The sequence below is a fragment of the Bifidobacterium sp. LH_730 genome, from assembly GCF_056355835.1.
In genome coordinates this window covers 183,305-195,875 of sequence record NZ_JBKETB010000005.1, presented here as the reverse complement: position 1 = coordinate 195,875, position 12,571 = coordinate 183,305, and the positions used below count along the sequence as shown (strand labels likewise).

Here is a 12,571-nt window from a genome sequence, read left to right as displayed (position 1 = left end):
AACAAGATCAGGCAGGAAGCGCCGAACGCGACCACCTACGTGTTCCCCATCGCCGGAGGCCTTGGCCTCGGCCTGCACGAACACTACACCGCATTGCATTCCATCAACAACGCCGCGCTGGCGTTGACCGACACCACGAACCCGCGCGTCGTGCTCATGCAGGGCGTTCACCGGTGGGGACAGATGATCGCCGAAAGCGACGCCGACGGATACATACACATGAAGGCCGCCGGCTACCGCAAATGGGCCAGCATCGCAACCAAGCTCATGCTGACCGGCCACAACACGTTCTGGCCCGAATACGCGAGCGACCTGAACGTGACCAGCATCAGCGGCGACCCCATCTTCGACCAGATTCAACGTAAACGCTTCGCGGAGGCAAACGGCGTCATCACGTTGCAGATCACCGCCCACACCGGGCGCGCCATCGACGCCGGCTTCACCGCGTTCACGGCGGACAAATACCTGTGCAGCAACATCCAGACCAAGTATCTGGCCGTCAACGCCGTTACCAACTGCTACCTGAGCGTGAGCACGCAAGGCCTGAAGGTCGAAATGGCGAACCTGCCGACCGACAAATGGGTGATGATCGAAGCCAGCTGGGCGGCGGGAATGTGAGAAGCGATGAACAGCGAAATCATCACCCTGCTGGCCGCCGTCATCGGCTCCGGCACGGCTACCAGCATTGTGCAATGGTGGCTGAACCGGCTCGACCGCGACACCCCGACCAAGGAAGGCCTGCGCGTGCTCCTGTTCTGCAAGCTGGAGCACATACAGGCCGCGATGGTGGCCAACGGCGGCGTGTGCGACGTTGACACCAAACAAACCGCAGAGACCATCTACAACGCCTACGCCGCGCTCGGAGGCAACGGCTTGGGCATCCAGATGATCGAGGACATACGCGCCGCGCACATAGCCAAAACGACGGAGGACACGCAATGAGCGTCATCAAGGAAGCCATAGTCAGGGCCGGGCACGGGCCGTTGAACCCAACCTATTTCTGCGTTCACTCGACCGCGAACCCCGGCGCGACCGCCGCGAACCACGTCAACTACTGGCGCAACAACGACGTGCCAAACGCGCACCTAGTCAGCGACTGGACGGAGGCATACCACACCGTGCCATACGACGCCCTGTGCTGGCAGGTCGGCAACGGCAACGCCTACGTGGAAGGCTTGGAAATCTGCGAGGCCACCAACCAGACCGACTTCCAAAACGGCATCGAACTGGCCGCGCAGGTGGTCAGGGAACGACTCGACGCGCACGGCTGGGGCATCGACCGGCTTATCTGCCACGACGACGCCCGGCAAATGTGGGGAGGCACAGACCACACCGACCCGCACCCCTATTTTTCCCGCTGGGGATACAGCTGGGAACAATTCAAACAACTAGTAGAAGGAGAAACCATGCCAAGCGCACAGGAAATCGCAGACGCCGTGTGGGCGCGAGACCTCAACGGCGTGAAAGCCATAGACCGACTCTACGGCCTCGACGCCATCCAAGTGCCGCAACTCACGGCCACCGTCACCGCCCAGCAAGCCGCCATCGAGACACTGGCAAACAGCATGGGCGCAGACCCCGGCACCATCGCCAACGCCGTCACCGACGCGGTGAAAGCCAAACTCGAAACCCTCAAAATCACCGTGGAAGGAACACAGCAATGAGCCAGCCACAACACGCCACCAGCGAGAACACCGGATACACACCCGTGTTCAACGAAACCGTGCGAACAATCGTGTACGTGCTCGGACTCATCGCCGTGGCCGTCGGCTTCGGCTTCACCAAGTTCGGAGACCCCACCATAGGCGACTACATCACCACAGTCGGCGGCCTGATCGCCGCCGGCATGGGCGTGGCCTACAACCCCCTACGCATGGCGTCGAAATAATCACACGGCCAAGGCCACGGCGGCCATGCCGGCCCGCAAACGTTCGTCCGGCATGGCCACATAGATTTGCGTCGTTTCGACCGACGTATGCCCGAGAAGACGCGCGACCAGAAACAGATCGTGCGTTGCCGCATACGTCACCGTGGCATACCGGTGGCGCAATGAATGTGTGCCGTACCCGTCCGGCAGCAACGCCGATATGTGCCTGTTGACATAGCTTTGCTCGACATGCCCAGACCAGCGGCCCGGGAACACATAGCCATGCCGCGCCTCTATGGCGTCGGCCAGATCGTCCGGGCACGGCACCAACCGTTGCTTATCGCCCTTGCCGCGCACAACGAGGGAACGGCCCACCAAATCTTCCATCACGTCGCGGCTGTGCAATTGGGCTATCTCGCCGCGCCTTAGACCACACTCGGCGGCAAGACGCAGCATCAACCGTTCAGGTTCCGTCGCTCGATGCAAAGCGGCGATTATGTATTTGTCGGGGCAGGGGCGCGGGTGCGCGTGCGGACGCCGCACCTTCGGCAGTTCATCGGCCGGGCAGTCATCGCGCCTCCCCGACACCTTCAACCACCTGAAGAACGTCACAAGCGTGTTCCGGTACCCTTTCAGCGTCTCGGGCTTCCAATGTTGTGCCGCGACCCATTTCAACAGGGCTTCTCCGGTGACTTCATACGGTGTCGCCGCGCCAAGGCTTCGCGCGGCATGGCAGAGTTTCGCGCGCCGGCAATTCACCGTTTGCTCGCTCAACCCTCCGGCCCTCAATGATTCAAGCCACCGTTCCACTTCATCTTGCCAGCCGTCAGGCGGCGGCGTCTTTTGCATACTCATGGCACACCATCACACCACCTGTACGCCTACGCCGCTAAAGTAAAATCAGTAGAACGCTGTCCGAACGGACGCGCCGACACGTGGAATGGCGGCTTTATTCCGGTTCCGGGGCATGGATTTGGACCTTGGACCTCTAGCCCAGAGGTCCAAGGTTCAAATCCATGCCCCGCTACCAATGAACGAAGCCGTCAGCCTCAATAAGGCTGGCGGCTTTCGCATTCGCGGCTCGCAACAGCAGCCATCTCCGCATCGACGCGGGCACAACCCAACACAGACGACAGATATACGACCATAAGGATGCGCGACCACATAGCACCGTTCGGTTCGCATCGGGATGCGGAGGGACCATGCCCATCAAGATTCCCGGCGGGCTGCCTGCCCGTGACATCCTGGACTCCGAGCGCATCTTCGCATTGGAGAAGCCCGAGGCGGAGCGCCAGCGTGTGCGCCCCCTGCGGCTGGTGATCCTCAACCTCATGCCCAAGAAGATCGAGACCGAGACCCAACTGCTGCGTCTCATCTCGAAAAGCCCGCTGCAGGTCGACGTCGACTTCATGAAGACATCCACGCACGAGGCCACGCACACCAGCCACGACCATCTGGTCAAGTTCTACGAAAACCTCGACGCCTTCAAGAACAACTATTACGACGGTTTCGTCGTCACCGGCGCGCCGGTCGAACATCTCGCCTTCGAAGACGTCGACTACTGGGATGAGTTCGTCAGCATCCTCGACTGGGCCTCCACGCACGTCTTCTCGACGATGTACCTGTGCTGGGGCGCGATGGCCGCGCTCCACCAGCGCCACGGCATCGACAAAATCGATCTCGACGAGAAGATCTTCGGCGTCTTCCCGCAGTATCTGCAGGACGAATACTGCTTCCTGACCAACGGCTTCGACGAGATCGCGCTCCAGCCGCATTCAAGGCTCGCCGGCGTCGACGAGGCGCAGGTGCGCGCCAACCCCGAGCTGCAGATCCTGACCTGGGGGCCGCGATCCGGCCCCGGCCTGATCGCAACACGCGACTTCTCCGAGGTCTTCGCCCTGGGCCATTGGGAATACGGCAAGGACACGCTCAAGGAGGAATACGAGCGCGACATGGCCAAGGGAATGACCAACGTGCCGTTCCCGGAGAACTATTTCCCCCACGACGACCCGAGTCTCGAGCCGCTGTTCGCCTGGCGCGCGCACGCCAACCTGCTGTGGCGCAATTGGCTCAACTGGGTCTACCAGACCACGCCATACGACCTGACCGAAGTGCCCCGGCTCAGGGCCGAGGGCCGGCTGGGGACGGACCGGTCCATCCGACACGAGCCCGGCGGCCCGCGCGCCGACTGCTTCACGCCCTTCGCGCGCGACGGATACGGCGTCATACGGGACGCCGCGCGCTGACATCCGCGGCGACCGTCGGCGAGGACGGGCATATGGTGCCCATATGGGGAACACGCGGACGGTACCGCCGGTGTGCGCCTCCCACGCCGGACCGTTCTATGGACGCCGTGTCGCGCTTGTCGGAAGCAGTACTAGAATCACATGAAGTCATTCGGAGCCGAATGCCATAGACGATGACGCGCGGTATCCGATATCCACGCCACGCCGGGCAGGGGGTTCCGGGCAGCGCAACGCGCGCCGCGGAGGAGTGACGGAGGCGTTCATCCATTTGTTACGTTTTCCGCCTGCGTTGGGCTAGACTGAATCTGTTACTCATATGAAGCAGGAGGAGAGAGAATGACCGAGCTGTTCGGCATGGGGCTCACCTTGGCGGCCGAGGGGCCGGAACTGCCCACCGTGCAGGACTTCCTGCCGCCGGAGATCCTGTTCCAAGGCACTCCGTTCGCCATCAACCGCATCATCCTCGTGCGCATCATCGCCACCGTGCTGCTCCTGCTTGTGCTGGGCATCACCGCTGCGCGCGTCAAGCTCATCCCCGGCCGCTGGCAGGCCGCCGTCGAATGGGTGCTGGACTTCGTGCGCGACAACATCGTCTATCAGGTAATGGGCGAGCTGCGCGGACGCCGCTATGTGCCGATGATCACCACGATTTTCCTGACGATTCTGGTGTTCAACCTGTGCGGCATCATCCCCGGTCTGAACATCGCGGCCACGGCCACCATCACCATGCCGCTGGTCTTCGCCGGCTGGTGCTTCTGCCAGTATTGGATCGCCGGCATCCGTGAGAAGGGCCTCGGCAAGTTCCTCAAGGAAGAGCTGTTCCCCGCAGGCGTGCCCGCCCCGATCTACATCCTGCTGACGCCGATCCAGCTGCTCGAGCTGCTTATCATCCGCCCGGTCTCGCTGACGATCCGACTGTTCGCGAACATGGTCGCGGGCCACATCATGGTGGCCCTGTGCCTCGCCGCCACGCAGTGGTTCCTCATCGAAAGCCACAGCGTCATGTCGGTGCTGGGCGCCGGCACCTTCCTCGCGGGTCTGCTGATGACGGCCTTCGAGATGCTGGTCGCCGCGTTGCAGGCCTTCATCTTCGCGATGCTCACCACCGCGTACATCAACATGAGCTATTCCGAGGCCGAGTGACATCGGGTCACAGGCGGAACCAATAGAGATTTCCTTCGTTACCGAAGAAAAACCAGAAAGGACAAACCATGGATATCATCACCCTCGCCGAGGTCGCTGGTAACCTCAACGCCATTGGCTACGGCCTGGCCACCATCGGACCTGGCATCGGTCTGGGCATCCTGATCGGCAAGACCATCGAGGGCACTGCCCGCCAGCCCGAGCTGGGCGGCCGTCTGCAGACCCTGATGTTCCTCGGCCTCGCCTTCGTCGAGGTCCTGGCCCTGCTCGGTCTGGTCGCTGGCTTCATCTTCAACTGAGCGTGACCGCGCGGCGCCCGCCGCGCACCGAACGCATCAGACGAAGAAGCAATGAAAGGAGAACGCAATGACTTTTGCGGAAGAAGGCGGCATCTCGCTGTTCATCCCCAAGGTCTACGACATCGTGTGGTCGCTGGTCATCCTGGCCATCATCGCGGTGTTCTTCTATAAGTTCTTCATGCCCAAGTTCCAGGCTGTGTTCGACGAACGAGCCGCGAAGATCGAGGGTGGCATCGCCAAGGCCGAGCAGGCCCAGAAGGATGCCGACGAAGCCAAGGCCAAGTACGAGGCTCAGCTGAGCAACGCACGCGTCGAGGCCTCCAAGATCCGCGATGATGCCCGCGCCGAGGCCTCCCACATCGTGGCCGACGCCCGCACCCGCGCCGAATCCGAGGCGGCCCAGATCGCCGCCAACGCGCAGCGTTCGCTCGAATCCCAGCAGCAGCAGGCCATGGTCTCGCTCAAGGGCGAGGTCGGCGCGCTGGCCACCGCCCTTGCCGGCAAGATCCTGGGCGCCAAGCTCCAGGACGCCGACGTGCAGTCGTCGATGATCGACTCGATGATCGACGGCCTGGACGACAAGAAGTGACCGGCACGTTTTCGAAAGGGAGGTGACACATGCGTGGAGAGGCATCGCGCATAGCCGACCGGCAGTCCCGTGACTCGCTGGCCCCCAAGCTGCGTGACACCCGTGAGGATGCGTGGCGGATCGGCAACGAACTGTTCACGATCACGCAGGTGCTGGACGACAGCATCGCGCTCGAGCGCGCGCTCACCGATCCGTCCCGTCCCCTGGAGGACAAGGCCGCGGCGCTGAAGACCCTGCTCGGCGACGACGTCCATCCGATGACGATGGAGATCATGACCGATCTGGTCGACCGCCGTTGGAGCCGTGCCTCCGACATCGCGAACGCGGTGGAGGACTTCGGCGTGGACGCGATGATGTACTACGCGGACGCCACCGACGCCACTCTGCAGGTCGCCATCGAATTCGCGCAGCTGCATTCCGCGTTGCTCAACCTGCCGGTGGTGCGTTCGAAGCTGTATGACGCGACGGCCACCAGCGAGGCGCGCGTGGCGCTGTTCCACCAGCTGTTCGACGGCAAGGGCCTGAACAAGGTCACGATGCGCCTGGGCGAGCACGCGACGGACAATCTGCGTCGTCGCCGCTACTTGGAGACGATCCAGTGGCTGATCAACAAGTTCTCGCGCCACATGGGCGAATCGATGGTCACCGTGACCACCGCCACCCCGCTGACCGATGCGCAGATCAAGCGCCTGATCGAGGTCTACACGGCCAAGACCGGGCACCCGGTGCACATCAACTCGGTGGTCGACCCCACCGTGCTGGGCGGCATGCGCGTCCAGGTGGGCGACGAGGTCACGGACAACACCGTGGTCGCGCAGCTGGAGAACCTGCACAGGACCGTGAAGGCCACCGCCTGAACGGCCCAGACAAGATTTAACCAATAAAAGGAGTGATCATGGCAGAACTAACCATTGATCCCGCCTCGATACGCAAGGCCCTCGACGACTTCGTGTCGTCGTACACGCCGAGCGGCACACCCACCCAGGAGGTGGGCTATGTCGCCACGGCCGGCGATGGCATTGCGCATGTCACGGGACTGCCTGGTTGCATGGCCAATGAGCTGCTGACCTTCGAGGACGGCACGCTCGGCCTGGCGTTCAACCTTGACGCCCGCGAGATCGGCGTGGTTATCCTCGGCGACTTCGCTGGCATCGAGGAAGGCCAGGAGGTCCGTCGCACCGGCGAAGTGCTGTCCGTGCCCGTTGGCGACGGCTATCTCGGCCGCGTCGTGGACCCGCTCGGCAACCCGATTGATGGTCTCGGCGAGATCAAGAGCGAAGGCCGCCGCATCCTGGAGGCCCAGGCCCCCGATGTGATGCACCGCCATCCGGTCGACGAGCCGCTGTCCACCGGCCTCAAGGCCATCGACGCGATGACGCCGATCGGCCGCGGCCAGCGACAGCTCATCATCGGCGACCGCCAGACCGGCAAGACCGCCATCGCGATCGACACCATCATCAACCAGAAGTCGAACTGGGAGTCCGGCGACCCGAAGAAGCAGGTGCGCTGCATCTATGTGGCCATCGGCCAGAAGGGCTCCACCATCGCCTCCGTCAAGCAGAGCCTCGAGGAATCCGGCGCCATGGCCTACACGACCATCGTCGCCTCCCCGGCCTCCGACTCCGCCGGCTTCAAGTACATCGCCCCCTACACCGGCTCGGCCATCGGCCAGCACTGGATGTACAACGGCAAGCATGTGCTCATCGTCTTCGACGATCTGTCGAAGCAGGCCGAGGCCTATCGTTCGATTTCCCTGCTGCTGCGCCGCCCGCCGGGGCGCGAGGCCTACCCGGGCGACGTCTTCTACCTGCACTCCCGTCTGCTGGAGCGCTGCGCCAAGGTCTCGGACGACCTCGGCGGCGGCTCGATGACCGGCCTGCCGATCGTCGAGACCAAGGCGAACGACGTGTCCGCGTACATTCCGACCAACGTGATCTCCATCACCGACGGCCAGATCTTCCTGCAGTCCGACCTGTTCAACGCCAACCAGCGCCCGGCCGTGGACGTGGGCATCTCCGTGTCCCGCGTCGGTGGCGCCGCGCAGACCAAGGCGTTGAAGAAGGTCTCCGGCACGCTGAAGATCTCGCTGGCGCAGTACCGCTCGCTGGAATCCTTCGCCATGTTCGCCTCCGATCTGGATGCGGCCTCGAAGGCTCAGCTGGCCCGCGGCGCGCGCCTGACCGAGCTGCTCAAGCAGCCCCAGTTCTCGCCGTATTCGATGGAGCAGGAGGTCGTGTCCGTGTGGGCCGGCACCCACGGCAAGTTCGACGATCTCGAGATCGCCGACGTGCTGCCGTTCGAGCATGGTCTGCTGGACTACCTCGCTCACAACACCGACATCCTCGACACCATCCGCACCACCGGTGACTTCACCGCCGACACGGAGGCCGCCCTCGACAAGGCGGTGGACGCCTTCGCGACGACCTTCGTGACCAAGGCGGGCAAGCCGCTGGCCGACAAGAAGGTGACGCCGGCCAAGCCGACGCCCGTCGAGCAGGAGCAGATCGTCGCGAATGCCGAGAAGGGCGAGACCGACCCGAACAAGCACCCGATGCACGGAGAAAAGAAGTAGCCCATGGGATCGCAACTCGCATTGAAGAGCAGGATCGCCTCTACCAGCTCGTTGGAGAAGATCTTCAACGCGCAGGAGATGATTGCGTCTTCGCATATCGCCAAGGCCCGCAAGGTGGCCATGGAGGCGAGGCCCTATTCCGATGCGATTTTCGATGCCGTCCAGGCTGTGGTGGCCCACACCCACATCGACCATCCGATCGCGCGGAAGGACGAGGACAACCCCAAGGTGGCTGTCCTCGCCCTCACCGCCGACCGAGGCATGGCAGGCGGATACACCTCGTCGATCATCCGTGAGACCGAGGAATTGCTGACCCGCCTTGATGCGCAGGGCAAGCGGCCCGAACTCTATGTGTATGGCCGTCGTGGCGTGACGTACTACAAGTACCGCAACCGCGACATCGCGGACACATGGGAAGGTGACACCGACAAGCCGGGCGTCGAAATCGCCGAGGCCATCTCCAAGGCGTTGATCGACGCCTATATGAAGCCGGCCGATCAGGGCGGAGTCTCCGAGCTGTACATCGTCTACACCGAGTTCATCAACATGGTGACCCAGAAGGTGCGTGTGCTGCGCATGCTGCCGGTGGAGATCATCAATCCGGAGCTGTCGGACCTGATTCCCCAGGATGGCGATGAGAACGCGGTCAGCGCGCGTCCGCTCTACGCCTTCGAGCCGAGCTTGGACGAGGTGCTGGACGCCATTCTGCCCAAGTACATCCAGTCGCGCATCCATGAGTGCCTGTTGGAGGCCGCGGCCTCCGAGACGGCCTCGCGCCAGAACGCGATGCACACGGCCACGGACAACGCCCGCAACCTGATCGATGACCTCACGCGCAAGCTCAACGCCTCCCGCCAGGCCGCGATCACCCAGGAACTTACCGAAATCATCGGCAGCGCCGACGCGCTGAACACAAAGGAAGAGTAGGAACGCATATGGCTGAGAACCAGACCACAGCGGCTCCCGAGACGGCCGTCGAGCCGATTAACGGGCGCGTCACGCGCATCCAGGGCTCGGTTATCGACGTCGAGTTCCCGGTGGGCCATCTGCCTGACATCTACAACGCGCTCAAGGTGACGATCTCCAACACCGGCGCCAAGGAGGAGGGTGAGGCCAACCTCACCGAGATCACGCTTGAGGTCGAGCAGCACCTGGGCGACTCCACCGTGCGCTGCGTGGCCCTGAAACTCACCGACGGCCTCGTGCGTGGCGCCTCCGTGCGCGACACCGGCGGCCCGATCGAGGTGCCGGTCGGCGACGTGACCAAGGGACACGTCTTCGACGTCTCCGGCAACATCCTCAACAAGAAGGACGGCGAGACCATCACCGTCTCCGAGCGTTGGCCCATCCACCGCAACGCCCCCGCCTTCGACCAGCTGGAGTCCAAGACCCAGATGTTCGAAACCGGCATCAAGGTCATCGATCTGCTGACTCCGTATGTGCAGGGCGGCAAGATCGGTCTGTTCGGCGGCGCAGGCGTTGGCAAGACCGTGCTGATCCAGGAGATGATCCAGCGCGTGGCGCAGAACCACGGCGGCGTCTCCGTGTTCGCCGGCGTCGGCGAACGCACCCGTGAGGGCAACGATCTGATCGGCGAGATGGACGAGGCCGGCGTGCTTGAGAAGACCGCTCTGGTCTTCGGCCAGATGGACGAGCAGCCGGGCACCCGTCTGCGCGTGCCGCTGACCGCACTGACCATGGCCGAGTACTTCCGCGACGTGCAGAACCAGGACGTGCTGTTGTTCATCGACAACATCTTCCGCTTCACGCAGGCCGGTTCCGAGGTCTCCACGCTGCTGGGCCGCATGCCCTCCGCCGTGGGCTACCAGCCGAACCTGGCCGACGAGATGGGCGCCCTGCAGGAGCGCATCACCTCGACCCGCGGCCACTCGATCACCTCGCTGCAGGCCATCTACGTGCCCGCCGACGATTACACCGACCCGGCCCCGGCCACGACCTTCGCCCATCTCGACGCCACCACCGAGCTTTCCCGTGACATCGCGTCGAAGGGCATCTACCCGGCCGTGGACCCGCTGAGCTCGACCTCGCGAATCCTCGATCCGCGTTACGTCGGCCAGGACCACTACGAGTGCGCCAACCGCGTCAAGGCGATTCTGCAGCGTAACAAGGAGCTGCAGGACATCATCGCCCTGATTGGCATCGACGAGCTCTCCGAAGAGGACAAGACCACCGTCAACCGCGCCCGCAAGATCGAGCAGTTCCTCGGCCAGAACTTCTACGTGGCCGAGAAGTTCACCGGTCGCCCGGGCTCGTATGTGCCGGCCTCCGAGACCATCGAGGCCTTCACCCGCATCTGCGACGGCTACTATGACGAGGTGCCGGAGCAGGCGTTCTCGGGCATCGGCGGCATCGATGACCTCGAGGAGAAGTGGCACAACATGCAGAAGGAACTCGGTGCGTGATGGCGGACGAGAAATCCACGATGCAGGTGAACATCGTCGCCGCCAACCATCCTGTGTGGAAAGGCCCGGCGCGATCGGTCACCATCCCGGCCTCCGAAGGCGGCATGGGCATCCTGCCCGACCATGAGCCCGTGCTCACGGTCATCAAGCAGGGCACGGTCACCGTGGTGGAGGCGGCTGGAACCCGTCACGCCTTCTACGTGACCGATGGTTTCATCTCCTTCAACTCGAACAAGCTCACGATCGCCGTCGAGCGCGCCAAGGACGCGCAAGTAAGCGAGGACTGACGCGCGCCTTAGGCATTGACCGCCTCCGTGGCGTTACCTAGGCTCCATATCCAGGAGCGAAGGTAACGCTGCGGAGGCGGTTTGCGTTACCTACGCTCCTCATACTGGCGTCTATGTAACGCTGAGGACGTTCCATCCGTTACCCGCATGCCAGTAAGTGGCACGCGAGTAACGCTGGGAGCCGTCAGCGTTCCTGGTGCTCCTCATACTGGCATCCATGTAACGCTGAGGGGGATCTATCCGTTACCTGCAAGCCGGTGAGTGGCATGCCGGTAACGCTGATGATTGCCAGCGTTCCTAGTGCTCCACTTACTGGCATCTATGTAACGCTGAGGAGATCCCATCCGTTACCTGCTTGCCGGTAAGTGGCGTGGCGGTAACGCTGGTCTGTTATCGTAGGTCCCCATGCGCATCATCGTCGCCGACTGCTCCGCCGAATATTCCGGACGCCTCAATGCCTCCCTGCCGCTGGCCAAGCGGGTGCTGCTGATCAAAGCCGACAACAGCCTGCTGATATTCTCCGAGCTCGGTTCCTACAAACCGCTCAACTGGATGGCCGCGCCCTGCACGCTGAAGGAGATCGTGCCGGACAACGCCGACGCCGACGTCGACACTCCGGTCTGCGAGCGACGGCTGCGGGTGTCGGCCGATAAATCCTCCGATATCCTCGAGGTCGAGCTGCAGCATATCTATTCCGACGAAACCTACGATCTCGGCGAGGATCCGGGGCTGATCAAGGATGGCGTCGAGGACCATCTGCAGCGGTATCTGGCCGAGCAGATCGAGCGCATCGGCGAGGGCGCCACACTGGTGCGCCGCGAATACCCGACCGCCATCGGTCCGGTCGACATCATGGCCACCGACGCCAACGGCGAGCACGTCGCGGTCGAGATCAAGCGGCACGGCGGCATCGACGGCGTCGAACAGCTGACCCGCTATTGCGAGCTGCTCAACCGCGATCCGCTGCTTGCGCCGGTCCACGGCATCTTCGCCGCGCAGACCATCACGCCGCAGGCGCGCGTCCTCGCCGAGGATCGCGGCTTCCGCTGCCTCATCCTCGACTACGAGGAGATGAAGGGCGCCGAGGACGATTCGCTGCGGCTGTTCTGAGTTTTTTTAATCCTCCCCTTGCGAGGGGAGGTGTC

General features: G+C 63.2%; 14 protein-coding genes and 1 pseudogene. 14 read left to right on the top strand and 1 reads right to left on the bottom strand.

The genetic code is table 11. The features are described from left to right. The 4 genes and pseudogenes from AC1AUD_RS08300 to AC1AUD_RS08285 all read left to right on the top strand — a co-directional run. A pseudogene (locus AC1AUD_RS08300) lies at nucleotides 1-618 on the top strand (SGNH/GDSL hydrolase family protein); the annotation flags it as partial. A 6-nt stretch (nucleotides 619-624) separates the two neighbouring features. Beyond that, complete coding sequence (locus AC1AUD_RS08295) at nucleotides 625-942, top strand: hypothetical protein (protein ID WP_476573878.1); 318 nt, start codon at nucleotides 625-627, stop codon at nucleotides 940-942. Further along, a complete protein-coding gene (locus AC1AUD_RS08290) occupies nucleotides 939-1,664 on the top strand; it encodes a peptidoglycan recognition protein family protein (protein WP_476573876.1) in 726 nt (241 codons plus the stop codon). Before AC1AUD_RS08295 ends, AC1AUD_RS08290 begins: the two co-directional genes overlap by 4 nt. Beyond that, complete coding sequence (locus AC1AUD_RS08285; RefSeq protein WP_476573875.1) at nucleotides 1,661-1,888, top strand: hypothetical protein; 228 nt, start codon at nucleotides 1,661-1,663, stop codon at nucleotides 1,886-1,888. The genes AC1AUD_RS08290 and AC1AUD_RS08285 overlap by 4 nt, the downstream gene beginning before the upstream one ends. Here the strand turns inward: AC1AUD_RS08285 and AC1AUD_RS08280 are convergent, their stop codons facing one another. Next, complete coding sequence (locus AC1AUD_RS08280; protein WP_476573874.1) at nucleotides 1,889-2,722, bottom strand: tyrosine-type recombinase/integrase; 834 nt, start codon at nucleotides 2,720-2,722, stop codon at nucleotides 1,889-1,891. Nucleotides 2,723-3,069: 347 nt separating this feature from the next. Here AC1AUD_RS08280 and AC1AUD_RS08275 point away from each other — a divergent pair, with 347 nt between their 5' ends. From AC1AUD_RS08275 to nucS, 10 genes are all read left to right on the top strand, one after another. Continuing rightward, the gene (locus tag AC1AUD_RS08275; RefSeq protein WP_476573873.1) at nucleotides 3,070-4,113 is read left to right on the top strand and encodes a homoserine O-succinyltransferase; all 1,044 of its coding nucleotides are present in this window, start codon (nucleotides 3,070-3,072) and stop codon (nucleotides 4,111-4,113) included. 336 nt (nucleotides 4,114-4,449) lie between these two features. After that, entirely contained in the window at nucleotides 4,450-5,256 is an 807-nt protein-coding gene (gene atpB / locus AC1AUD_RS08270) for a F0F1 ATP synthase subunit A (RefSeq protein WP_476573872.1), read from the top strand. 68 nt (nucleotides 5,257-5,324) lie between these two features. Next, nucleotides 5,325-5,555, top strand: coding sequence for an ATP synthase F0 subunit C (gene atpE / locus AC1AUD_RS08265; protein ID WP_476573870.1), 231 nt, complete (start codon nucleotides 5,325-5,327; stop codon nucleotides 5,553-5,555). A gap of 67 nt (nucleotides 5,556-5,622) precedes the next feature. Then, on the top strand, nucleotides 5,623-6,144 hold the full coding sequence (locus AC1AUD_RS08260; protein WP_476573868.1) for a F0F1 ATP synthase subunit B: 522 nt from the start codon (nucleotides 5,623-5,625) through the stop codon (nucleotides 6,142-6,144). Nucleotides 6,145-6,173: 29 nt separating this feature from the next. Continuing rightward, the gene (locus AC1AUD_RS08255; protein ID WP_476573866.1) at nucleotides 6,174-7,001 is read left to right on the top strand and encodes a F0F1 ATP synthase subunit delta; all 828 of its coding nucleotides are present in this window, start codon (nucleotides 6,174-6,176) and stop codon (nucleotides 6,999-7,001) included. A 38-nt stretch (nucleotides 7,002-7,039) separates the two neighbouring features. Further along, nucleotides 7,040-8,716: a F0F1 ATP synthase subunit alpha gene (atpA, locus tag AC1AUD_RS08250; protein WP_476573864.1), complete on the top strand. Its 1,677-nt coding sequence runs from the start codon at nucleotides 7,040-7,042 to the stop codon at nucleotides 8,714-8,716. A gap of 3 nt (nucleotides 8,717-8,719) precedes the next feature. Then, entirely contained in the window at nucleotides 8,720-9,643 is a 924-nt protein-coding gene (locus AC1AUD_RS08245; protein WP_476573862.1) for a F0F1 ATP synthase subunit gamma, read from the top strand. Between the two features lie 8 nt (nucleotides 9,644-9,651). Next, nucleotides 9,652-11,139: a F0F1 ATP synthase subunit beta gene (atpD, locus tag AC1AUD_RS08240; protein ID WP_476573860.1), complete on the top strand. Its 1,488-nt coding sequence runs from the start codon at nucleotides 9,652-9,654 to the stop codon at nucleotides 11,137-11,139. Further along, nucleotides 11,139-11,426, top strand: coding sequence for a F0F1 ATP synthase subunit epsilon (locus AC1AUD_RS08235; protein ID WP_476573858.1), 288 nt, complete (start codon nucleotides 11,139-11,141; stop codon nucleotides 11,424-11,426). Before atpD ends, AC1AUD_RS08235 begins: the two co-directional genes overlap by 1 nt. 405 nt (nucleotides 11,427-11,831) lie before the next feature. Next, nucleotides 11,832-12,536, top strand: a complete 705-nt coding sequence (gene nucS, locus AC1AUD_RS08230; RefSeq protein ID WP_476573856.1) for an endonuclease NucS — start codon at nucleotides 11,832-11,834, stop codon at nucleotides 12,534-12,536. Nucleotides 12,537-12,571: the final 35 nt, after the last annotated feature.